Here is a 20910-nt window from a genome sequence, read left to right as displayed (position 1 = left end):
CTGGGGGTCCATTCAGAGTATTCGACAAGTTACTGTCAGTTCGTGATTGATCCGAACGGTCCGTTGCCGCCTGCGGTGTACTGGCGTCGCCGCATCGTGGCGATCACGGTGTCCCTGTTAGTGGTGGGACTGCTGGGCTGGGGCGTGATCGCGCTGGCCACCGGCTCCGACGAACCGGCCGCGCAGCAACCGCCCGCCGGGCCTCCCGGCGAACCGGTCGCGGTGGCCGCCGCCAGCACGCCGCAGGCCTGCCCGGACGAGGCGGTGCGCGTCACCACCGAGGTCGCTCAGCCCGCGTTCCGGGTCGGCGAGCGGATCGGCCTGGCCCTCGTGGTCACCAACACCGGCCCGCAGCCCTGCGTGCGCGACCTCAACCGGATGCTCCGCGAGATCGAGGTGACCACGCCTGCCGGGCGGCACGTGTGGTCCAGCAACGACTGCTACTCGGAGTCGACCAACGAGCAGCCCGTCCTCGAACCCGGCAAGCCCGTCCGCAACGACGTGCTGTGGACCGGCCTGACCTCGGCGCCCGGCTGCGCCGCCCCGCAGAACCGCGTCCCGGCGGGCGACTACCGGGCGGTCTCCCGCCTCACCTCGATCACCGGCGAGCCCGTGCCGTTCCGCGTGGTGCCCTAGTCCGAGTCCTGCTTGCGGCGGCGGACGAGCTTCAGCGCGTCCTTGATCGTCGCGACCTCGGTGACCTTGATGCCCTTGGGCAGCGGGCCCGGGTCCGGCGGGACCAGGGCGCGGTCGAAGCCGAGCCGGGCGGCCTCGGCGAGCCGCCGCCCGACGCCGTTGACGCGGCGGATCTCCCCGGCCAGCCCGACCTCGCCGATCACCACCAGGTTCGGCGGCAGCGGGCGTCCGGTCTGCGAGGACGCCACCGCCATCGCGATCGCCAGGTCCGCGGCCGGTTCGCCGATCTTGGTGCCGCCCACGGTCGCCGCGAACACGTCGTGCGAGCCGGTCGGGATGTGCCCGTGCTTGCCGAGCACCGCCAGCATCATCGACACCCGAGCCGAGTCCAGGCCGCTCACCGAGCGCCGCGGCATCGCCATCTCGGTCTTCATCAGCAGCGCCTGGATCTCCACCAGCAGCGGGCGCTTGCCCTCGACCATGACCGTCACCGCCGTGCCGTCCACGGCCGCCTCCTGGCGGTTGATGAACAGGCCCGACGGGTCCGGGACCTCGGCGATGCCGTCGTCGCGCTGCTCGAAGCAGCCGACCTCGTCGGAGGGGCCGAAGCGGTTCTTCACGCCGCGCAGCATCCGCAGCGACGAGTGCCGGTCGCCCTCGAACTGCAGCACCACGTCCACCAGGTGCTCCAGCACGCGCGGACCGGCGACCGCGCCGTCCTTGGTGACGTGCCCGACCAGCACGACCGGCAGCCCGCGCTCCTTGGCCAGCGCGACCAGCGCCGTGGTCACCGCGCGCACCTGCGTCACGCCGCCCGGGCTGCCGTCGGCGTCGGGGGACTGGACGGTCTGCACCGAGTCGACGATGAGCAGGCCCGGCTTGACCGCGTCGACGTGCCCCAGCACCGCCGACAGGTCGCTCTCGGCGCCGAGGAACAGCTCCGGGTGCACCGAGTCGGTCCGCTCGGCGCGCAGCCGCACCTGGCCCGCGGACTCCTCACCGGTCACGTACAGCGACGCTCCGGGCGAGGCGCCGGAGGCCCAGCGGTGCGCGACCTCCAGCAGGAGTGTGCTCTTCCCCACACCGGGCTCACCGGCCAGCAGCACCACGGCCCCGGGCACGATCCCGCCGCCCAGCACCCGGTCCAGCTCGCCGATCCCGGTCGACACGGACCGGGCCGAGTCGAGGTCCACCTCGGCGATCGGCCGGGCCGGGGTGCTCGGCGCCCCGGCGGAGACCTTCGCCAGCGCGGGCCGGGCGGCGGCGGCCTCCTCGATCGTTCCCCACGCCTGGCACCCGGGACACCGCCCCACCCACTTCGCGACCTCGTGGCCGCAGTCGGCGCACCGGAAGGCAGGACGGGAGCGAGAGGTCTTAGGAGGCACGCCGCGAGGCTAACCACCCACCCCGACGATCACCCCCACCGACTCACCCGCACCCCTCCGGCGGACAAATACCGCAGGATTCGTCGGGTCAAAACCTGCGGTATTCGACCGGTCAAAAACTGCGGTTTTCGACCCGACGAATACCGCAGGTTTTGACCGGGGTGGGGACGACGAAGGCCCCCGGACCTGGGGTCCGGGGGCCTTCGCGCGGTGGAACCGGAGTCAGTGACCGCCGCCGGCCTCGTGGCCTTCGGCGGGGGTGCCGTGCTCGGGGCGCGGGTTGTGGTCCGGGCCGATCGGGACCTGGACGGTGACCTGGCCGGCCTTCTCGAACACGAACGTCACCGGGACCGTCACGCCGGGCGTGAGGTCCTGCTTGAGGCCGTTCAGCGTGATCTGCACGGTGCGCTGGTCGTTGCCCGCGGGCTTGGTCGTCGGGCCCGAGGCGTGCAGCGAGGTGTTGGTCGGCAGGTCGGTGGTGCCGCCGACCTGGCCGGACGCCGCGTACGGGCTCGTGACCTGCACGAGCTTGTCGTCCGGGCCGGTGTTGCTCAGGACCAGCTCGAGCGGTGCCGAGGAGCCGGCGCGGTAGAACGTGCCCTCCGTCGGGAACGCGAGCGTGGCGTTGCGGACGGCGACCTGCTGCGCATCTCCGCTACCGCCGTTGACGGCGGCGACCTGCGTGTCGGTCTCGGTGACCTGACCGGCACTGCAGCCGGCGAGGGCGACGACGGCGCCGAGTCCGAGTGCGGCCGGGATCAACCGCAGGCGGACGGCCTTGAGGTGCTGAGGGCGGCTCACGGTTGCAGCGTCCCTTCCTGATTGCCGGACAACCACGTGGAGCTTAGTCCCCGTCCGCCGGGGGTCGCGCAGGGGCTTGCCGAACTACGTATCGGAGGGGCCCGACAGGCCCGGACGACCACCCGGAAGGGCGGTCCATCATGGACGGTTTCACAGGGTCGAAAGGGGTCGCCTTGCACGTCGGAGCGCTTCTTGTCAAGTCCCGCCCACGCTCTGACCTGCGATTACGGATGGTGAGGCGGTCGAGGTCCGGTTGCCCTACGTGGTAAAGTGGGGCCAGCGAAAGGGGCAGAGGACACATGGTTTTCAAGGTCGGAGAGACCGTCGTCTACCCGCACCACGGTGCCGCGCTCATCGAAGCAATCGAGACTCGTGTGATCAAGGGCGAGGAGAAGCAGTACCTCGTCCTCAAGGTCGCGCAGGGTGACCTCACGGTGCGCGTTCCCGCGGACAACGCCGAGATCGTCGGTGTTCGGGACGTAGTGGGTCAAGAGGGTCTGGATCGAGTTTTCGACGTGCTGCGGGCCCCGCACACCGAGGAGCCCACGAACTGGTCTCGTCGGTACAAGGCCAACCTGGAGAAGCTCGCCTCCGGCGATGTGAACAAGGTGGCCGAAGTGGTGCGCGACCTCTGGCGACGCGAGAAGGATCGTGGCCTGTCCGCAGGCGAGAAGCGAATGCTGGCGAAGGCCCGTCAGATCCTGGTCAGCGAGCTGGCGCTGGCCGAGGGCACTGACGAGGGCAAAGCGGAAACGCTGCTGGACGAAGTCCTCGCCACTGCGGTGTGAATCGGAACGGCTAGAGCGTGAGCGTTGTCGCGCTGGTCCCCGCTGCTGGACGCGGGGTGCGCTTGGGGCTGGAGGTGCCCAAGGCGCTGGTTCCGGTCAAAGGTGAATCTCTGCTGCTGCGCGCGGTCCGCGGCCTGCTGGCCCCGGGCTGCGTGCAGCACGTCGTGGTGGCCGCGCCGCCCGACCAGGTCGAGGTCGTGGCGGCCGAGCTCGCCGCGCTGCCGAACGCGCACGTGGTGCCGGGTGGTGCCGAGCGAACGGACTCGGTGCGCCTGGCGCTCGGCGCCGTCGCCGACGTGGCGCCGGACGCGCACGTCGTGCTGGTGCACGACGCCGCGAGGTGCTTCACGCCGGCGAGCGTGATCGGCGATGTCGTGTCCGCGGTGGAGGCCGGTGCGCCCGCCGTGATCCCGGTGCTGCCGGTGACGGACACGATCAAGAGGGTCGACGAGTCGGGAACCGTCGTGGAGACCGTCGACCGCGCACCGCTGCGGGCGGTGCAAACCCCTCAGGGCTTCAACATCGACGTGCTGCGGCAGGCCTACGCCGCCGCGGGTGACATCGCCACCGACGACGCAGGCCTGGTCGAGCGCGTGGGCGGCAAGGTGCACACCGTCGACGGTCACCCGAACGCCTTGAAGATCACCACCGCCTTCGATCTGGCGGTCGCCGAGGCCGTCCTGGCCACCGAGGAGAGTTCCCCGAAGTGACTGATCGTCTGCCGTTCGTCGGGCAGGGCGTCGACGTGCACCCGATCGAGGCCGGTCGCGAGTGCTGGATGGCCGGGTTGCAGTGGCCGGACGCCGACGGCTGCGCGGGCCACTCCGACGGCGACGTCGCTTCGCACGCGCTGTGCGATGCGCTGCTGTCGGCCGCGGGCCTGGGTGATCTGGGCGCGGTGTTCGGCACCGGCGACGAGCGCTGGGCCGGTGCGCACGGCGCGGAGCTGCTCGAGGAGGTCCGCTCGCGGATCGACGCGGCCGGTTTCGCGATCGGCAACGCGACCGTGCAGGTGATCGGCAACGCGCCGCGCATCGGCAAGCGTCGCGAGGAGGCGCAGCAGGTGCTGTCGAAGGCGATCGGCGCGCCGGTGTCGGTGTCCGGCACGACGTCCGACGGGCTCGGTCTGACCGGGCGCGGCGAGGGCATCGCGGCGGTGGCGACCGCGTTGGTTTTCCGCTGAGTAACGACCGGCCACCCGGGTGTGACGGGGAGTTGGAGTCGGGGAAAACTCAGGGCTCGCACCCTTCTGGTGCGGGTTCTCGCGCGCGATCCTCGAAGCATGGTGATCGAGCGGAACCGGTGGGTGCGTCGGCTGCTCGTGGCGCAGCCGCTGGTGTTGTGGCCGGTGTCGGTGGTGCTGTGGTCGCTGGGCGATGAGCTCGACCTGGCGCTGGCGGTCGTGCTGCTGTGGCTCAGCGCCGCGGCGAGCGTCGCGGCCATCGTCGTGCCGATGAAGAGCGGCTCTGATCGGGAGTGCTTCCGCAGTTCGGACTCATCGCTGCAGTGCGGACAGTTTTAGTCAGAACTGTCCGGGCAAAACGGACTTTGATCATGGACAGTTTTCACTAAACTGTCCCCTGGTGAGGTCCGCACCTCGGCGAACGGGGGAAATCCGCGGCGGAGGTCGTGAGCTAGACCGCAAGTTCATGTCGGGTTCGCCCGGCCCGCATACCGTGGCGATGTGACTCTGCGAGCGGTGATCTTCGACTTCTCCGGCACCCTGTTCCGACTGGAGGAGAACCCGTCCTGGTACTCCGACCTCACCGACTCCGACGGAACCCCCTTCGACCTCTCCGCCCAAGCCGAGATCATGCGCCGGATGACCGCCCCGACCGGGCGGATCGCCGAGCTCGGCGATGAGTTCCAGGAGGCGTGGGACAAGCGCGACCTCGACCCCGAGCTGCATCGCAAGGTCTACGTCGAGGTGCTGCGCAGCTCCGGCGTCCCGGACGAGCAGGCCCAGGCCCTCTACGCCCGGTTGATCGACCCCGATCAGTGGACCCCCTACCCGGACGCCGCCGAGGTGCTGAGCGGGTTGTCCGGGCGCGGCGTGAAGGTGGGCGTGATCAGCAACATCGCCTTCGACATCCGCCCGGCCTTCGAGCGACTGGGCGTCGCGCAGCACGTCGACGAGTTCCTGCTGTCGTACCTCGAAGAGGTGATCAAGCCGGATCCGAAGATCTTCCAGCGGGCCTGCGAGCGCCTCGGCGTCGCCCCGGAGGAGGCGCTCATGGTCGGCGACAGCGAGGAGGCCGACGGCGGCGCGGCCGGTGTCGGCTGCGAGGTCGCGATCGTCGACCCCGCTCCGACCAGCGAACGAACCACCGGCCTGATCGACGCGGTGGGCGATCTGCTGCGCTGACCGTCGGGCAAGCACCACCCGCACCGCCGAGCAGGGTGACCACCATCAGCTCGGTCGGCCTGTCGTGATTGCCCTGAAGTGGTTCCCCGTACCATCGGGGGTGTGAGCCTGCACCTCCATGACACAGCGACCCGCACGACGCGCGAGTTCCACCCGCGCTGCGACGGAGTGGCGTCGATCTATGTCTGTGGTGCCACCGTCCAGGGCGTTCCGCACGTCGGTCACGTCCGCAGCGGGCTGAACTTCGACGTGCTGCGCCGCTGGCTGCAGCGTTCGGGCTACGACGTGCGCCTGGTGCGCAACGTCACCGACATCGACGACAAGATCCTCACCAAGGCCGCCGAAGCGGGCCGGCCGTGGTGGGAGTGGGCGGCCACGCACGAGCGCGCCTTCGAGTCGGCCTACGACCGGCTGGGCTGCCTGCCGCCGTCGGTGCTGCCGCGCGCCACCGGGCACGTCACGCAGATGATCGACCTGATCCAGCGCCTCATCGACAAGGGCCACGCCTACCCATCCGGCGGGGACGTCTACTTCGACGTCGCCTCCTACGGCGACCAGTACGGCAAGCTGTCCGGGCAGCGCCTCGACGAGGTGCAGCAGGGCGAGTCGCTGGCCTCCGGCAAGCGCGACCCGCGCGACTTCACGCTCTGGAAGGGCGCGAAGCCGGGCGAGCCGAGCTGGCCGACGCCGTGGGGTCACGGGCGTCCCGGCTGGCACCTGGAGTGCTCGGCGATGGCGACGTTCTACCTGGGCGGCGAGTTCGACATCCACGGCGGCGGCCTGGACCTGGTGTTCCCGCACCACGAGAACGAGCTGGCGCAGTCGCACGCGGCGGGCGACGGGTTCGCCCAGTACTGGATGCACAACGCGTGGGTCACCATGAGCGGCGAGAAGATGTCGAAGTCGCTCGGCAACGTGCTGTCCATCCCGGCGGTGCTGGAGCGAGCGCGGGCCGTCGAGCTGCGCTACTACCTGGTCACCCCGCACTACCGGTCCACGATCGAGTTCTCCGAAGCGGGCCTGCAGGAAGCGGCTTCGGCGTACGGCCGGATCGAGAACTTCGTCCGCAAGGTCGTCTCGCGGGCCGGTTCGGTCGAGCCCGGCGATGTCTCCGCGGAGTTCGCGGCGGCGCTCGACGACGACCTGGGGACGCCGCAGGCGACGGCGGCCATCCACGCCGCGGTCCGCGAGGGCAACGCGGCGCTGGACCGCGGTGACGACGAGGCGGCCCGGGCGGCCGCGTCGTCGGTGCGCGCGATGACCGGGGTGCTCGGCTTGGACCCGCTGTCGCCGCAGTGGGCCGAGGACGGCGGCAACGCCGCCCACGAGGCCCTCGGCGAGGCCGTGCGCCTGGTGCTGGAGCAGCGCCAGAAGGCGCGCGCGGAGAAGGACTTCGCCACCGCCGACCTGCTGCGAGACCGGTTGCAGGAGGGCGGGATCGCCGTCGAGGACACCCCCGACGGTCCGACGTGGACATTGAAAGACGGGTAACTCGTGGCCGGCAACGACAAGCGCCGCGGTGGCGTGCGCAAGACCAACAAGAAGGGCATGGTCGTCGGTTCCGGCGGGCAGCGGCGGCGCGGTCTCAAGGGCAAGGGCCCGACCCCGAAGGCGGAGGACCGCGTCACGCACCCGGCCAAGAAGCGCGCCGACCAGCGCGCCAAGGCCGATCAGCAGCGCTCCAAGCGCCAGGCCGCGGCGGAGAACGCGCCGGAGCTCGTCGCCGGGCGCAACCCGGTCGTGGAGTGCGTCCGCGCGGGCGTCCCGGCCACCGGCCTGTACGTGGCGCAGGGCATCGACGTCGACGACCGCGTGACCGAGGCGGTGCGCGAGGCCGGCAACCGGGGCATCCCGGTGGTCGACGTGCCGCGCGTCGAGCTGGACCGGCTCACCCACAACGCGCTGCACCAGGGCCTGGCCCTGCAGGTGCCGCCGTTCGACTACGCCCACCCCGACGAGGTGCTCACGGCCGCGCAGGACACCGGTCTGCCGCCGCTGATCGTGGCGCTCGACGGCGTCACCGACCCGCGCAACCTGGGTGCGGTGATCCGCTCGGCGGCGGCGTTCGGCGCGCACGGCGTGGTCGTGCCGCAGCGGCGCAGCGCCGGGATCACGGCGGTGGCGTGGCGGACCAGCGCGGGCACGGCGGCGAAGCTGCCGGTCGCCAAGGCCGTCAACCTGACGCGCACGCTCAAGGACTACAAGGAAGCCGGGCTGATGGTGGTCGGCCTGGACGCCGACTCCGACATCACCTCCGACGAGCTGGAGCTGGCCACCGGTCCGCTGGTGGTCGTCGTCGGCTCCGAGGGGCGGGGCCTGTCGCGGCTGGTCCGCGAGACCTGTGACCAGACGGTGTCGATCCCGATGGCCACCGGCGTCGAGTCGCTCAACGCCTCGGTCGCGGCGGGCGTCGTGCTCGCCGAGGTCGCCCGGCGCCGCAGGATTCGCTGAGCGGTGAGAGCCGGGTCCATTCCGGACCTGCGGCGCGCTGACCTCGGTTAGGCTGCTGCGGCAACCGAACCGAGGAGGCGTGGGCCTCCCGCGACCGAGGCCCTTCGATGTCGTTCGCTTCCCCGCTGTTCCTCTGGTACTTCCTGCCGGTCGTGCTCGCGGCCGTGCTGGTGGCACCCCGCAGCGGGCGCAACACCGTCGTCGCGCTGGCCAGCCTGGTGTTCTACGCCAGCGGGGCGGGCGGCACGACGGTGCTGCTGCTGGCGTGCATCGCGGTGAACTTCCTGGCCGGTCGCCACCTGGAACCGGGTGCCCAGTGGCCGGGCGCGCGGGAACGCCGCCGGTGGGTACTGATCGGCGTGGTCGCGTTCAACCTGGCGATCCTTCTGATCTGGAAGTACGCGGGGTTCGCGACCGAGCAGCTGGCGGTGCTGGCGCGCTGGTTCGGCGGCGACTACCCGGTGCTGCACCTGGCGCTGCCGATCGGCATCTCGTTCTACACGTTCCACCACATCTCGTACGTGGTGGACGTCTACCGGGGTGAGCGCCCGGCGCTGCGGAACCCGGTCTCGTTCGTCACCTACATCGCGATGTTCCCGCAGCTGGTGGCGGGCCCGATCGTGCGCTACCGGGAGATCGCCGATCAGCTGCCGCAGCGCCGCACGCACCGGCTGGACGACATCGCCGCCGGTTTCCCGCGCTTCGCCTGGGGTTTGACGAAGAAGGTCGTCGTCGCGGACACGCTGGCGCCGATGGTGGACGCGTGCTTCGCGACGCCCGCGCAGGACATGACGTTCGCGATCGCCTGGCTGGGCGCGATCGGCTACGCGATGCAGCTGTACTTCGACTTCTCCGGCTACTCGGACATGGCGATCGGGCTGGGGCGGATGCTGGGGTTCCGGCTGCCGGAGAACTTCGCGCGGCCCTACTCGTCGGTGACGATCACCGAGTTCTGGCGGCGCTGGCACATGTCGCTGTCGCGCTGGTTCCGCGACTACGTCTACATCCCGCTCGGCGGCAACCGCCGGGGCGCGGCGACGACGTACCGGAACCTGACGATCATCTTCGTGCTCACCGGTTTCTGGCACGGCGCGGCGTGGACCTACCTGGTGTGGGGGCTGTTCCACGGCGCGCTGCTGGTGCTGGAGCGGCGTTTCGGCTGGTCGGCGGCCCCCGCGGACGTGCGGGCGCGGTGGGCGCGGCGGGCGCTGACGCTGCTGCTGGTGGTGGTCGGCTGGGTGTTCTTCCGCGCGCCGGACCTGGGCAGCGCGCTGGGGATGCTCGGGCACATGCTGGTCCCGGACCTGGCGGGGCTGACCGACGTCGTCTCGGCGTCGGTGACCCACCAGCGGCTGTTCTTCCTGCTGATCGCGCTGATCGTGGTGCTGCTGCCCGCGGGTTCGGGCACCGGCCCGTTCCTGGAGGCGGTGCGCACCCGCGAGGCCTACGCCGCGCGGGCGGCGGTGCTCACGGCGGGCCTGGGCTACTCGGGCCTGCTGGTCGCCACCGGCACGTTCAGCCCGTTCCTGTACTACCAGTTCTAGAGGGGGAGAGGTGCGGACTCCGGAGTTGCCGCCGGTGCACGAGGCGTGGTTGCCGCGGGATCACCCGCTGCACCGGCCCCGGCACGGCCGGCGTCAGCTGGTGGCGCTGATCTGCGCGCTGGCGTTCTTCAGCGCGCCGTTGAGCAGCTGGTTGTTCGGGGCCCGGCCGGAGCAGCTGGAGAACCGGCCGCTGGCCGAGTTCCCCAGCGTCACCGAGGGTTTCGGGTTCTTCACCGGGTTGAACGGGTGGGCCACCGATCATCTGCCGTTCCGCAAGGGAGCGGTGCAGGCGGTCAGCGGCATCAGCAGGGGAGTGTTCGGCGAGCCCGCGCCGCTGGCGGGCGGCTCGCACGGATCGCCGGTGGGCGCGGGGCAGGTGGACGCCAAGCCGCCGATCGACGAGAGCGTGTTCCCGCCGGTCATCGAGGGCCGGGACGGCTGGCTGTACTTGGGTCACGACGTCTCGTACCGCTGCGTGCCGAGCCGCACGATGGACGAGGTCATCGCGGGATTGCGCGCGTGGCGGAAGGCGGTGGAGTCGTCGGGGCGGACGTTCCAGCTGGTCATCGCCCCCGACAAGTCCACCGAGTACCCGGAGCACCTGCCGGAGGACTACGCCGGGAAGGACTGCTCGGAGGCGGCCAGGGCCGAGTTCTGGCGGCGGGTCCCGGAGGCGACGGGCGCGATCGACCTGCGCGGGGCGCTGCGCCGGGCCGCCGAGCGCAACGGGCACCCGATTTACCACGACATCGACACGCACTGGACCCACGAGGGCGGCGCGACGATGGTCTACCAGCTGGCGGAACGGCTTTCGCCGGGCATCACCGGCACGTGGCGGATGACGCCGTCGCGGCGCTACCCGCACAGCGCCGACATCCCGGACCTGCTCGGCCAGGACCGCACGGTCGACATCCAGGCCTACGCGCTGGCGCCGGACGGGGGAGAGGACAACGCGCAGTTCAAGCCCAGCGACTTCCACGAACCGCTGCACCTGAGGTCAACGCCGAAGCCGGGCATGATCACCAAACCGGTGCGGATGGTCGGCGACTCCTTCACCCAGTTCGCCAGCCCCTACCTGGCGGCGACGTACTCCGACATCACCATCACCCACCCGGACAACGTCGCCACCAACCCCGCAGCCACGGCTGATCTCCTGGCGCAGGGCGAGGTCGTCACCTTCGAGCTCTCCGAACGCTTCGTAGCCGGAGGCCGCTACCCCCTCCTCAACCCCGACGTCGCCGCCGAAGTCGGCCAGGTCCTCGCCGCTCACCCGGTGAGGTGAGGGCAGGGGACAGTTTTTGCCAGGACTGTCCGGGGGTGATGCCCGAAATGTCCGGACAGTTATGGCTAAAACTGTCCCCTGGCAACGAACGTCGCCGCCGCGACGTCGCTTCGAACGCGACGACGCACCCGAGCCGGGCCCCGGAGCGGAGCGGCGGTTGGGGCTCCGCTCCGGGGTGGGGCGTCAGCGGTGGAGTGGGGTGAAGTCCCTGGATGCGATGTGGTTGGGGCGTGGGGACTTCGCCGCGTACGGCTCTTCCAGGGTGTTGTCCACGCTGTTGAACACGATGAAGATGTTCGAGCGCGGGTAGGGCGTGATGTTGTTGCCCGAGCCGTGCATGCAGTTGGAGTCGAACCACAGGGCCGAGCCCGCCGGGCCGGTGAACTGCTCGATGCCGTGCTCGTAGGCGAGCTTGGTGATGTCGTCCTCGGACGGGACGCCGACCTTCTGCTGCTTGAGCGAGGTCTTGTGGTTCTCCTCCGGGGTCTCACCCGCGCACGAGACGAACGTGCGGTGGGCGCCCGGCATGATCATCAGGCCGCCGTTGAACGGGTGGTTGTCGGTCAGCGCGATCGAGATGCTCACCGCGCGCGGGGACGGCATCCCGTCCTCGGCGTGCCAGGTCTCGAAGTCCGAGTGCCAGTAGAAGCCGGTGCCGCGGAACCCGGGCATGTAGTTGATCCGGCTCTGGTGCACGTACACCTCGGATCCCAGGATCTGCCTGGCGCGGTCGAGCACCCGCGGATCGCGGGCCAGATCGCCGATCAGCGGACTGATCCGGTGCACCTCGAAGATGGAGCGGACCTCGTCGGACGAGCGCTCGATGATCGTGCGCTCGTCGTTGCGGACCTGCTCGTCGCGGGTCAGCCGCTCCAGCTCCTGCCAGTAGGTCTGCACCTCCGCGGGGGACAGCAGTCCCTCGTGGACGTGGAAGCCCTTGGCGTCGTGCTCGGCCAGCTCGTCGCGCGTGGCCGGGCCGGTGGGCACACGGGACCACACGGTCGGATCGGTCCGTTCGAGCAGCGCCGAATCGGAGCCCCGCGTCGGGTAGCGGTCCGTGGTGCTCAGATCAGCGACGGTCATGGGTTGCGCCTCCTTCGCGAATTACCGCCGGAGCGGATCGATGTCCGGATGACACCGCCCGCCGTTCTCGGTTCCTCGGTTGAGAAGCGGCACACGTCGAGTGCCCGCGTACCCCCACGTCGCGCGTGGGGAAACCCCAGGTGGTGAAAGACAGCGCGGCGGGTCCCCGGTCTCCGGGTACCCGCCGCGCGTGGAGCTGAATCAGCCCGCGACGATCAGTCCTCGACGATCAGCGGGTAGACGCCGTTCTCGTCGTGCACCTCGCGACCGGTGACCGGCGGGTTGAACACGCACACGGTCTTCATGGTCGTCTTCGGGCGCACCTGGTGCTTGTCGGCGTCGTTGAGCACGTAGATCGAACCCGGCTTGAGCTGGTGGACCTCACCGGTCGCCTTGTTCTCGACCTCGCCCTCGCCCTCGGTGATGAACACGGCTTCGATGTGGTTGGCGTACCAGAAGTCGTTCACCGTGCCGGCGTACAGCGTGGTCTCGTGCACCGAGAAGCCCAGCTTGTCCTTGGCGAGGAGAATGCGCTTGCTGCGCCAGTTCTCGGTCTTGATGTCGGCGTCGGTGTCCTCGATCTCCGAGAGGTGCCGGACGATCACGTTTCCTCCTGTGAATCTTGGTTGGTGCACTGCGCGGGAACGCGCCACACGCAGCTTGCCGCACGACGTGCTCGGGCCGGGAGAGGCGAAAGCCGTTCGAATGGCTTTTTCACCCTCCCGACCCGCGGAAGCAACGTCAAATCAGGCCAAAACGGCACGAACCGAATCGCGGACGATCTCCAGGCCCTTCTCGAGCTCGTCGTCCGTGACGGTCAGCGGCGGCATGATCTTGAGGACCTCGCTGGAGGGACCGGAGGTCTCCATCAGCAGCTTGCGGTCGAACGCGGCCTTGGAGACCTTGCCCGCCACGTTGGTGTCCTCGAAGCCCAGGCCGCGAGCCAGGCCGCGGCCCTTGGCGATGGCGCCACCGTGCTCGGCGGCGATCTCCTCCAGCACCTGGCCGACCCGCTCGCCCTTGGCGATGGTCGACTTCTCCAGCTGGTCGTCCGACCAGTACAGGCGGAAGGCCTCGGCGGCGGTCACGAACGCGGGGTTGTTGCCGCGGAACGTGCCGTTGTGCTCACCCGGCTCCCACACGTCGTGCTCGGGCTTGATCAGCGTCACGGCCAGCGGCATGCCGTAGCCGCCGATGGACTTCGACAGGCAGACGATGTCGGGCTGGATGCCGGCCTCCTCGAAGGAGAAGAACGGGCCGGTCCGGCCGCAGCCCATCTGCACGTCGTCGACGATCATCAGGATGCCGTGCTTCTGGCACAGGTCGTAGAGGCCGCGCAGCCACTCGGGGCGCGAGGAGTTGATGCCGCCCTCGCCCTGCAGCGTCTCGACGATGACCGCGGCCGGCTCGTTGAGGCCCGAACCGCTGTCCTCGAGCATCCGCTCGAAGTACAGGAAGTCGGGGACCTGGCCGTCGAAGTAGTCGTCGTAGGGCATCGGGGTGGCGTGCACCAGCGGGATGCCCGCGCCGCCGCGCTTCATCGAGTTGCCGGTGACCGACAGCGAGCCCAGCGTCATGCCGTGGAAGGCGTTGGTGAAGCTGATGATCGACTCGCGGCCGGTGATCTTGCGGGCCAGCTTCAGCGCCGACTCCACCGAGTTGGTGCCCGTCGGGCCGGGGAACTGGACCTTGTAGTTCAGCCCGCGGCGCTGCAGCACGTTCGTGTTGAACGACTCCAGGAACTCGGCCTTGGCCTTGGTGGCCTGGTCGAGACCGTGGGTGACGCCGTCGCGGGCGATGTAGTCGAGCAGCTTCTGCTTCAGCTTCGGGTTGTTGTGCCCGTAGTTGAGCGCACCCGCGCCTGCGAAGAAGTCGAGGTAGCCGGTGCCGTCCTCGTCGTAGAGGTAGCTGCCGACCGCGCGGTCGAACGTGGTCGGCCACGTTCTGCTGTAGCTGCGGACTTCGGACTCGAGGGTGGCGAAGATGTCGTTCACGGATCCTCCGTTCGGCCGGCGGCGCGCGGGCGCCCGGCGCTTCAAGACGAGAAAGAGTGGGGTGGCTCGTGCCTCAGGCGGCGTCGAACGGCCCGATGCGGTACAGGTCCTCTCCCAGGTGCGAGTCCGGGAACAGGTCAGCGGTGAACAACTCGCTGCTGGTGATCTGCGTCGCTCGGTCGCGCGCCAGTGCGCTGAAAAGCTTGATCGATGCGGTGTTGTCCGGGGTGATCGTGGTCTCCAGGAAACGCACGCCTCGCCCCTGCACGCGGTCGACCAGGTGGTTCAGCAGCTTGCCCGCCACGCCACCACCGCGCTGGGAGGCATCGACGGCGATCTGCCACACCACGAGGGTGTCCGGGGCGTCGGGCCGGATGAACCCGGTCACGAAGCCCACGACCGCACCGTCGACACGCGCCACCGCGGAGGTCTGCGAGAAGTCCCGGCACCACAACAAATATGCGTAGGACGAGTTCACATCGAGCACTGCCGAATCGCGAGTGATCCGGTAGAGCTCAGGGCCGTCCGCGACGACCGGAGCGTCGATCTCCAACCGTCCGGCTGAACCGCTTCCGCCATTCCGATCTTCGTGTTTATGGCTCGGTTTATCGCCGGTCATGTTGTGCCAACTTAACAGAACATCCGTCGTGAGTCAGGTTCTCACGCCTTTCTTCCGGCATCTACCAGGCGATTCTGGATTTTACACGTGAGAAGCACTACAGAAACGTTGATTCGCCGTCTGAGCCGGTGCTAGCCCGCCTCTGCCACGATTTGGCGGACAATTTCCGGCAGGGTCTGACCAGGGGAAACTTAGTATTCGGGCGCAGTGGATCAGTGCGGTGCAGGAAATCTTCCGGTGTTGTGAATACTGCTCGGATCGAGTGAGAAATGGAAGCGGGCGCACCCGCCGGGGCCGGCACGCCCCGGGCGAATGCGCCCGCTGGAGCGGGGACCCCTGCCTGCGTCGCGGTCCCCGGTGGGAGGTCGATCAGACCCCGGCGAGGCCGGAGATCCAGTCGCGGTACTCGGTGATGTTGACGTAGGCCGTCGAGGTCGCGCGGTCGCTGGTGGAGGCCACGCCGACCTGCTTGTCACCGGCGAACATGGGGCCGCCGGAGTCGCCGCCGGCCGGGATGCCGTCACCGCGCGAGGCGCAGATGGCCTGGCCGCCGCGGTAGTCGGTGCAGTCGCCGTTCACGCCGGTCACGCTGACGTCGGCGACCTTGAGGATCGGCGCCTGGCACTCGATCTCCGGCTTGTCGGTGCAGGTCGCGCCCCAGCCGTAGGTCTGCACGGTGTCACCGGTCTTGACGGTGTCCGGGTCGCCCAGCGGGGCGTAGTCGGTCTGCACCGCCTTGTCGATCTTGACCAGCGCGATGTCGGCGGTGTCGTGGATGTGCACCTCGCCGGGGATGGCGTTGACGTGCTCGCCCTTGGTCTGGTCGACGTCACCGATGTTGAAGCTCAGGCCGTTGCCGTCGGCCGCGTCGGCGACGCAGTGCTGCGCGGTGAGCACCCACTCGGGGGCGATGATCGACGCGGTGCAGGTCTCCTGGTCGTCGACGAACAACCGGGCCGCCCACGGCGCGCTGTCCACCTCGTGGCCATCGATGATGAGCGGCTGGACGTCCTGCGGGGTGGTAGCTGCCTGCGCGGGCACCGCCAGCAGGCCGCCGGCGATCACGGCACCGGCGAGTCCGGCGAGATTGCGGACGAGCGACACGTTGGTCTCCTTCGGTTCGCGGATGGGCGAGAGCCGAAATCGACCTTCACTCGATCGGGTGGCGGTGTCCATTGCTTGAGCACAACTCGCCAATCAATGGGAAATGCGGCACCCGGCAATTCCCAGTATTTCCCAACGGAATTCAACCCCGGCGGTTCGGATTCCCCTCCGGTTCGGCGGAGTCCCGGCGGAGCTCGCGGTACTCCTTGACCACCATCACGATGATCGCGATGTCCAGCACGGTGAGCGCGGGCAGGATCAGCGAGTGCGTCTGCACGCCCCGGATCAGCTCGAAGAGCACGAACAGTCCCAGCGCGGCGATGGCCACCGGGTACCAGCGGATCTCCTTGCGCAGCAGGGCGATCACCAGTCCGAGCTTGATCAGGCCGTGCACCAGCAGGTAGCCGATCACGAAGGCGCGGGCGCCGCCGGCGAAGTGCTGGACGGCCTCCTCGAAGTGGCCCGCCAGCGGTCCGGTCGGCGGGCCCAGCAGATCGCGCGTCACGATGCCGTGCGCGATCCGGGTCAGCGCCCGCGGCGTGAAGAAGATCAGCAGCACCCCGCCGAGCAGCTGGCCCACGGCGTCCAGGCCCTTGATCCACACGGCGACCCGGAACAGCTTGTCCGTCAGCGTCAGCTCACCGGCCACGACCCCATGATGCGCCCACCGAGCCCCGCCCTGCGCGGACGCGCCGCCCGACGGGGTCCGGGTCAGAGGGTTCTGGTCATGAAGACGCTGTTGGGGTCTTTGCGGTATTCGGCGAAGGGTTCGCAGTAGTCGAAGCCGTGCTTGAGGTAGAGCTTGCGGGCGGGTTCGAAGAAATCGGCGGATCCCGTTTCCAGGCTCAGGCGCGTGTAGCCCATGAGTTTCGATTCGTCGATGATGTGCGTCAGCAGTTGCGACGCGATTCCCCGATTCTTGTGCGTGGGGTCGGTCCGCATTGATTTGATCTCGGCGTGCTCGAGGTCGATTTCCTTGATCGCTCCGCAGCCCAGCACCGCGTCGCCCTCGCGCGCGGACCAGAACGTAACCCCAGGTCGGCGCAGGGAGCTGAGCTCCAGCGCGTGCTTGCTCTCCGGCGGCGAGACCGCCCGCATTTTGCTGATGTGGCCGTGCAGGAAAGCCTCGATCTCCGGACCTGTCAGATCGTCAACGACGATGCGCACGAGCAACCCCACCAGAATTCACGATCGACAACCGCAGGGACGGTATAGGTCGGGGTCCTCCGATGTCCAGCCGCCCCGTCGAAGGTGATCTTCAACGCGTCGGAAATCAGCTCGTGATCGCAGGTTGTGAGCGCTGCAAAGAATTTCTGCTGGTCCCGGGACCAGAATTCCCGCGGGCGGACTGTGGCGGAGCGGACACGGCCGTACCCGCTCGGTCATAAGGCCTGGTCAGGTACGCTCGGAGCCGCTGAGGGGACTCGAACCCCTGACCATCCGCTTACAAGGCGGGCGCTCTACCAACTGAGCTACAGCGGCGCGCGACAACGAGGTGTGCGCGAACATCGTAAGCGCCGCCGCGCTCGGCCCGGGAAGCGCCCGCGCCTGCGCCCACGACCAGTGATGGAAGCCACAGATGCCGACTGCAACGGTCCGCTCATGACGGGCGATGCCCGAGGGGAAGATCAGCCACGGCGGCGCTCCGCTCGCGGGGCGCGGCAGGAAGGAAAGACCGCGGTGGGAATCACGCAGCGCGCGCGTGGTGTGCTGCGGCGGCGCGACCCCGAGCAGACGATCGTCCCGGGCTCTCGCAACGTCGTCTACGGGCCCTCGCTGCCCGACGAGTCAACCGTCCACCTGGTCCTCGACCTCGGCCTGCGCATCGGTGAGGTGCAGATGGCCAGCGGCGCGGGTGCCTCCGACGTCACCGCGACGATCATCGGCGTGGTCAGCGCCTACGGTCTGCCGCACTGCGAGGTCGACGTGATCTACACGTCGATCACCGTCTCCTGCTACCGGGGCACCGAGCAGCCGCCGATCACCTCGCTGCGCGTGGTCCGCAACCGCTCCATCGACTACACCCGGCTCGCCGACGTCGAGAACCTGCTGCGGCGCATCACCGCGGGCGAGATCAGCGCCAACGACGCCTACGCCGAGCTGGACCAGATCACCACCGCCGCGCACCCGTTCCCGCGCTGGGTCGCCACCCTGGCCTGGGCGGGCATGGCCGCCTCGCTGGCGGTGCTGCTCGGCGGCGGCAACGACCCGTTCCTGCCGCTGGTCGCCGCGGGCACCACCGCCCTCGTCGACCGCGTCGGCCGGTTGCTGAACAAGCGAGCGCTGCCGTTCTTCTTCCAGCAGGCCGTCGGCGGGGCCGTGGCGACCACCATCGCGCTCGGCGCCTACGCGCTGGGCCTGCTGGGGAGCGCGCCGCTGGCGATCGCCGCGAGCATCATCGTTCTGCTGTCCGGGATGACCGTCGTCGGTTCCATGCAGGACGCCATCACCGGCTACAACGTCACCGCGGCGGGCCGGATGGCGGAACTGGCGATGATGACCGCCGGGCTGATCGCGGGCGTGGTGCTCGCGCTCTACATCGGCCTGCGCATCGGCGGCGACCAGGTCGCCGGGCTCGACGCCCAGTCGCTGGGCAGAGCGCAGGTGAGCGCGCCCGGCCTGGTGCTGTCGGTGCAGGTGCTCGCGGGTGCCTCCACCTCGGCCTGCTTCGCGCTGGCCAGCTACGCGCCGCCGCGACCGCTGCTCGTCGCCGGCATCGGCGGCGGCGTGGCCGCCGGGGTGTACGCGACGCTGACCATGGCGGACGGCCCGGCGCTCAACCCCGTGCTGGCCGGTGCGGTGGCCACCACCGTCGTCGGTTTCGTCGGCGGCATCGTCGCCCGCCGGTTGCGGATCCCGGCGCTGGTCATCGCGGTTTCCGCGGTGTCGCCGCTGCTGCCCGGTCTGGCGACCTACCGGGGTCTGTTCGAGCTGTCGGTGCTGGGCAGCCCGACCGGTGTCGCCACGCTGATGCTGGCGGTGGCCACGGGTCTGGCGCTGGGCGCGGGCGTGGTGCTCGGCGAGTACCTGGCGCAGCCGGTGCGCAGCAGGCTCGGCAACCTGGAGCGGCGGATCTCCGGCCCGAGGCTGTCCGGTCCGCTGCGCCCCAGCAGGAGGCGGCTGGACTGATGAGAACTTGCCGCGCAACGCAACCGCAACGAAGTTAAGGCCCCATCCGGACCGAAACACACGAGTGTGTTTGGGCCACACGAAGCACGCGATGACGAGGCCGGTTAAGTAGCCTCACCACTCCAGGTGGACACAGGGCGGGAGGGTTTCCGGTGAGCAAGGGCGACGGGCCCCAGAGGAGTTCGAAGCGAGCGGACTTCGTCGTGGTCGCCAACCGGCTACCCGTCGACCTGGAGAAGCTCGAGGACGGCACCGAGCGCTGGAAGCACAGCCCCGGCGGGCTGGTCACCGCGCTGGAGCCGTTCCTGCGCGCCCGGCGCGGCGCCTGGGTCGGCTGGCCCGGCGTGGCCGACGTCGACGTCGAGCCGTTCGACGACGACGAGATGCAGCTGTACCCGGTGCGGCTGTCGGCGGACGAGTTCGCCGAGTACTACGAGGGCTTCTCCAACGCGACGCTGTGGCCGCTGTACCACGACGTGGTCGTGCCGCCGGTGTTCGACCGCTCCTGGTGGCACGCCTACCAGCGGGTGAACCGCCGCTTCGCCGAGGCCGCCGCCGAGGTCAGCGCCGAGGGCGCCACCGTGTGGGTGCAGGACTACCAGCTGCAGCTGGTGCCCGCGATGCTCCGCGAGCTCCGGCCCGACCTGCGGATCGGCTTCTTCCTGCACATCCCGTTCCCGCCGGTCGAGCTGTTCATGCAGCTGCCGTGGCGGACCGAGATCGTGCGCGGTCTGCTCGGCGCCGACCTGGTCGGCTTCCACCGTCCCGGCGGCGCGCAGAACTTCCTGTGGCTGGCCCGCAGGCTCGCCGGTTTCGAGCCCAGCCGCGGCCAGGTCGGCGTGCGCAACCGGCCGGGCGTGGTGCAGGTGGGCGACCGGACGGTGCGGGTCGGCGCGTTCCCGATCTCCATCGCCTCCACCGAGCTGGACCGGCTCGCGCGCAGCAAGGACGTCCAGCAGCGGGTCAAGAAGCTGCGCGCGGACCTGGGCAACCCGCGCAAGATCATGCTCGGGGTGGACCGGCTGGACTACACCAAGGGCATCGACGTGCGGCTGCACGCCATGCACGAGCTGCTCGCCGAGGGCCACATCAAGGCCGAGGACGTGACGATGATCCAGGTCGCCACGCCCAGCCGGGAGCGCGTCGAGCACTACAAGCAGATGCGCGACGGCATCGAGCGCGAGGTCGGCCGGATCAACGGCCTGTTCGGCCGCGTCGGTCACCCGGCCGTGCACTACCTGCACACCTCTGTGGACAAGAAGGACCTGGTCGCGCTGTACGCCGCGGCCGACGTGATGGTCGTGACCCCGGTGCGCGACGGGATGAACCTGGTCTGCAAGGAGTACGTCGCGTGCCGGTACGACCTGGGCGGGGCGCTGGTGCTCAGCGAGTTCGCCGGGGCGGCCGCCGAGCTCACGAGTGCGTTCTTGGTGAATCCCCATAACCTGGACGGGGTGAAGGACGCTCTGCTCGCCGCCCTGGAGATCGACGAGGCGGAGGGTCGCCGTAGGATGCGCGCTCTGCGTAGGCAAGTGCTCACGCACGATGTCGACCGCTGGGCGCGGTCGTTCCTCGAAGCGTTGGGCGCGCCCCTCGTGGAGTAGCTGACGGTAACCGGTCCGCAACAGCGGAACGCGCCACGTCGGCGATACTGAGCAGAACCGGTCGCCAGCAGATGGTTATCGCCTCAGGCGTTCCGGATCGATCCATCCAGACTTGACCTGCCCCA

At 69.6% G+C, this 20910-nt stretch carries 21 protein-coding genes and 1 tRNA gene; 12 read left to right on the top strand and 10 right to left on the bottom strand.

Annotated elements, in window-relative coordinates; all coding sequences use genetic code 11:
- Positions 1-42 precede the first annotated feature (42 nt).
- On the top strand, positions 43-636 hold the full coding sequence (locus tag BM424_RS10055; RefSeq protein WP_093415553.1) for a hypothetical protein: 594 nt from the start codon (positions 43-45) through the stop codon (positions 634-636).
- On the opposite strand, the gene radA is transcribed toward BM424_RS10055, so the two are convergent.
- Together radA and BM424_RS10045 are read right to left on the bottom strand one after the other, a co-directional pair.
- Positions 633-2021, bottom strand: a complete 1389-nt coding sequence (radA, locus tag BM424_RS10050; protein ID WP_093415551.1) for a DNA repair protein RadA — start codon at positions 2019-2021, stop codon at positions 633-635. The two genes, BM424_RS10055 and radA, sit on opposite strands and share 4 nt — an antisense overlap.
- A 222-nt stretch (positions 2022-2243) precedes the next feature.
- On the bottom strand, positions 2244-2822 hold the full coding sequence (locus BM424_RS10045) for a copper chaperone PCu(A)C domain-containing protein (protein WP_245775735.1): 579 nt from the start codon (positions 2820-2822) through the stop codon (positions 2244-2246).
- A gap of 299 nt (positions 2823-3121) precedes the next feature.
- Here BM424_RS10045 and BM424_RS10040 point away from each other — a divergent pair, with 299 nt between their 5' ends.
- From BM424_RS10040 to BM424_RS10000, 9 genes are all read left to right on the top strand, one after another.
- Positions 3122-3610 carry a CarD family transcriptional regulator gene (locus tag BM424_RS10040; protein ID WP_009947449.1) on the top strand — a complete coding sequence of 163 codons (489 nt, stop codon included), beginning with the start codon at positions 3122-3124 and terminating at the stop codon, positions 3608-3610.
- A 17-nt stretch (positions 3611-3627) separates the two neighbouring features.
- On the top strand, positions 3628-4320 hold the full coding sequence (gene ispD, locus BM424_RS10035; protein ID WP_093415550.1) for a 2-C-methyl-D-erythritol 4-phosphate cytidylyltransferase: 693 nt from the start codon (positions 3628-3630) through the stop codon (positions 4318-4320).
- The gene (ispF, locus tag BM424_RS10030) at positions 4317-4793 is read left to right on the top strand and encodes a 2-C-methyl-D-erythritol 2,4-cyclodiphosphate synthase (RefSeq protein WP_175548008.1); all 477 of its coding nucleotides are present in this window, start codon (positions 4317-4319) and stop codon (positions 4791-4793) included. The genes ispD and ispF overlap by 4 nt, the downstream gene beginning before the upstream one ends.
- A 99-nt stretch (positions 4794-4892) precedes the next feature.
- The gene (locus BM424_RS10025; RefSeq protein WP_093415548.1) at positions 4893-5132 is read left to right on the top strand and encodes a hypothetical protein; all 240 of its coding nucleotides are present in this window, start codon (positions 4893-4895) and stop codon (positions 5130-5132) included.
- 162 nt (positions 5133-5294) lie between these two features.
- Positions 5295-5975, top strand: coding sequence for an HAD family hydrolase (locus BM424_RS10020; protein WP_093415547.1), 681 nt, complete (start codon positions 5295-5297; stop codon positions 5973-5975).
- Positions 5976-6077: 102 nt separating this feature from the next.
- Positions 6078-7466: a cysteine--tRNA ligase gene (gene cysS, locus BM424_RS10015; RefSeq protein ID WP_093415545.1), complete on the top strand. Its 1389-nt coding sequence runs from the start codon at positions 6078-6080 to the stop codon at positions 7464-7466.
- 3 nt (positions 7467-7469) lie between these two features.
- Entirely contained in the window at positions 7470-8426 is a 957-nt protein-coding gene (rlmB, locus tag BM424_RS10010) for a 23S rRNA (guanosine(2251)-2'-O)-methyltransferase RlmB (protein ID WP_093415544.1), read from the top strand.
- Positions 8427-8533: 107 nt separating this feature from the next.
- The gene (locus BM424_RS10005; RefSeq protein ID WP_093415542.1) at positions 8534-9970 is read left to right on the top strand and encodes an MBOAT family O-acyltransferase; all 1437 of its coding nucleotides are present in this window, start codon (positions 8534-8536) and stop codon (positions 9968-9970) included.
- Positions 9971-9980: 10 nt separating this feature from the next.
- On the top strand, positions 9981-11252 hold the full coding sequence (locus tag BM424_RS10000; protein ID WP_217649659.1) for an alginate O-acetyltransferase AlgX-related protein: 1272 nt from the start codon (positions 9981-9983) through the stop codon (positions 11250-11252).
- Positions 11253-11435: 183 nt separating this feature from the next.
- Here BM424_RS10000 and thpD read toward each other — a convergent pair whose 3' ends face one another.
- The 8 genes from thpD to BM424_RS09960 all read right to left on the bottom strand — a co-directional run bounded on the left by thpD (position 11436) and on the right by BM424_RS09960 (position 17534).
- Entirely contained in the window at positions 11436-12335 is a 900-nt protein-coding gene (gene thpD / locus BM424_RS09995) for an ectoine hydroxylase (protein WP_093415541.1), read from the bottom strand.
- 215 nt (positions 12336-12550) lie between these two features.
- Entirely contained in the window at positions 12551-12940 is a 390-nt protein-coding gene (locus BM424_RS09990) for an ectoine synthase (protein WP_093415539.1), read from the bottom strand.
- 141 nt (positions 12941-13081) lie between these two features.
- Positions 13082-14329 carry a diaminobutyrate--2-oxoglutarate transaminase gene (gene ectB, locus BM424_RS09985; RefSeq protein ID WP_093415538.1) on the bottom strand — a complete coding sequence of 416 codons (1248 nt, stop codon included), beginning with the start codon at positions 14327-14329 and terminating at the stop codon, positions 13082-13084.
- Positions 14330-14402: 73 nt separating this feature from the next.
- Entirely contained in the window at positions 14403-14882 is a 480-nt protein-coding gene (ectA, locus tag BM424_RS09980) for a diaminobutyrate acetyltransferase (protein WP_093415536.1), read from the bottom strand.
- A 435-nt stretch (positions 14883-15317) separates the two neighbouring features.
- Positions 15318-16052 carry a S1 family peptidase gene (locus BM424_RS09975; protein WP_093415535.1) on the bottom strand — a complete coding sequence of 245 codons (735 nt, stop codon included), beginning with the start codon at positions 16050-16052 and terminating at the stop codon, positions 15318-15320.
- Between the two features lie 142 nt (positions 16053-16194).
- Positions 16195-16701 (bottom strand): DUF2127 domain-containing protein, encoded by a 507-nt coding sequence (locus tag BM424_RS09970; protein WP_093415533.1) that lies wholly within the window; start codon positions 16699-16701, stop codon positions 16195-16197.
- 62 nt (positions 16702-16763) lie between these two features.
- Positions 16764-17231 carry a GNAT family N-acetyltransferase gene (locus tag BM424_RS09965; protein WP_245775734.1) on the bottom strand — a complete coding sequence of 156 codons (468 nt, stop codon included), beginning with the start codon at positions 17229-17231 and terminating at the stop codon, positions 16764-16766.
- Positions 17232-17461: 230 nt separating this feature from the next.
- A tRNA-Thr gene (locus BM424_RS09960) sits at positions 17462-17534 on the bottom strand.
- Positions 17535-17732: 198 nt separating this feature from the next.
- Here BM424_RS09960 and BM424_RS09955 point away from each other — a divergent pair.
- Positions 17733-19181, top strand: coding sequence for a threonine/serine exporter family protein (locus BM424_RS09955; protein ID WP_175548005.1), 1449 nt, complete (start codon positions 17733-17735; stop codon positions 19179-19181).
- A gap of 152 nt (positions 19182-19333) precedes the next feature.
- On the top strand, positions 19334-20785 hold the full coding sequence (locus BM424_RS09950; RefSeq protein WP_093415530.1) for an alpha,alpha-trehalose-phosphate synthase (UDP-forming): 1452 nt from the start codon (positions 19334-19336) through the stop codon (positions 20783-20785).
- Positions 20786-20910: the final 125 nt, after the last annotated feature.

Source organism: Saccharopolyspora flava, assembly GCF_900116135.1.
GTDB classification, from domain to species: Bacteria; Actinomycetota; Actinomycetes; order Mycobacteriales; family Pseudonocardiaceae; genus Saccharopolyspora; species Saccharopolyspora flava.
Note: the sequence above shows the minus strand (reverse complement) of the source record. Positions and strands in the feature narration are given on the sequence as shown.